Below are 1,533 nucleotides of genomic sequence, written 5' to 3'. Positions count from 1 at the left end.
CCGGGAACGTGTCCGCCGTCGACGGCCAAGACCTGTCCGGTGGTGAAGCTCGCCGCATCAGAGGCCAGATACAGTACTGCGCCCGAGATTTCGTCTGGCTGACCGACTCGGCCGAGTAGCGCGGTGCTGGCCGCGAAGTCGCGTTCGGTCTGCGGCCATGCCTTCATGACGTCGGTGTCGACGGCGCCAGGCATGACCGCGTTGACCCGTACTTTGGGTGCGAAGGCCCGGGCGAACGACTTGGTGAGATTGTTGAGGCCCGCCTTGGCGGCGGCGTACACGATGGCGTGCGAGGCCCCCATGTGTGCGGAGATAGTGCTGATGTTGACCACGGTGCCGCCGCCGTCCGCCGCCATCCGGGTGCCGATGGCGGCGGTCAGTCGGAACGGTCCCTTCAGGTTCAGCGCAATGGTCTTGTCGAAGAGCTCTTCGCTGATCGCATCGACACTGTCGTAACGCACTGACGATCCCGCGTTATTGACCAATATGTCGATGCGCCCAACGGCCGCGTAGGCTTCGTCAACCAGGCGGTCACATTCGGCCCATCGGTTGACGTTGGCGGGCAACGAGAATGCGCGCCGACCAGTGGCGGCGATCTCGGCTGAGGTCTTTTCGCATGCCTCAGAATTGCGGCTGACTACCACGATGTCCGCCCCCGACGATGCCAGCTGCGCGCAGATCGCCCGGCCGATGCCGCGGGTGGCGCCGGTGACAAGTGCAGTGCGTCCGGTCAGATCGAAGAGATTGGTCACTGGTTGTCTCCTCCTCCGTCGAACTTGCCGATTCCCTGCTCGAGCAGGGACAGTGCCGCCCGGATTCGCTCGGCCGGGTCGCCCCGCCCGCCGCCTTGGACCCAAGCGCCGAACTCTGCGGCGGCGACGGCGTTCATCGCCGTTACGGCGATGCGCGCGTGCATCGTTGACTCCTTGTGTCCCTTGGGGAAACGTCCCGCCACCAGCGCGACGAGCTCGTCGTCGTTGACCAGGCGCTGGCCGCGGCTGCGGGCATTCAACTCCGGTGCCTGGGCAAGAATGCGGCCCAGTTGCACGACGCGTAGACGGTCTGCTGGTTCGACGTGGGAGGTGGCCAAAAAGGCTTGCCGTAGCGCGGTGACCGGACCCTCGTCGGCCGGGCGCGAAGCCAGCGCGTGGATCAGTCGCTCCCACACATGACGTTCGTAGTCCAGCAGTACTTCGTCCTTGGATGCGAAGTACCGAAAGAAGGTCCGTTCGGAGATTCCAGCGGCGGCGCTGATGTCGCCTACAGTAACCGTGTCAAAACCGCGCTCAGCGAACAACGCGATAGCGGTACGGCCGATGTCGGCGCGTAGCAGGCGCCGTCGCCGATCGGTCAGCGGTTCGGTCATAGCCGTTGCCCGCGCGCAAATTCCGCTGCGCCATGAAGCAATCGAATCACTCGCGGGCCCATGTCTGTGCGGTCGGCATCGACGCCGGATTTGACCTGCCGGGCGTGCGAGCCTTCGAGGATGATGGCGAGTTTGAACAGTGCCAGCGCCTCGTAGTAGGGCAGCGC

At 65.0% G+C, this 1,533-nt stretch carries 2 protein-coding genes; both read right to left on the bottom strand.

The features are described from left to right. Positions 1–752, bottom strand: a 752-nt coding sequence (locus A9X04_RS21665; RefSeq protein ID WP_067924831.1) for an SDR family NAD(P)-dependent oxidoreductase, incomplete at its 3' end; no start/stop codon positions are given. Next, positions 749–1,366, bottom strand: coding sequence for a TetR family transcriptional regulator (locus A9X04_RS21660; protein WP_067917816.1), 618 nt, complete (start codon positions 1,364–1,366; stop codon positions 749–751). The genes A9X04_RS21660 and A9X04_RS21665, both read right to left, overlap by 4 nt. Positions 1,367–1,533 lie beyond the last annotated feature (167 nt).

This window comes from Mycobacterium sp. E3247 (assembly GCF_001667785.1).
Taxonomy (GTDB): Bacteria; Actinomycetota; Actinomycetes; order Mycobacteriales; family Mycobacteriaceae; genus Mycobacterium.
The sequence above is the reverse complement of the archived record's forward strand: the minus strand, read 5'-3'. Positions and strand labels throughout refer to the sequence as shown.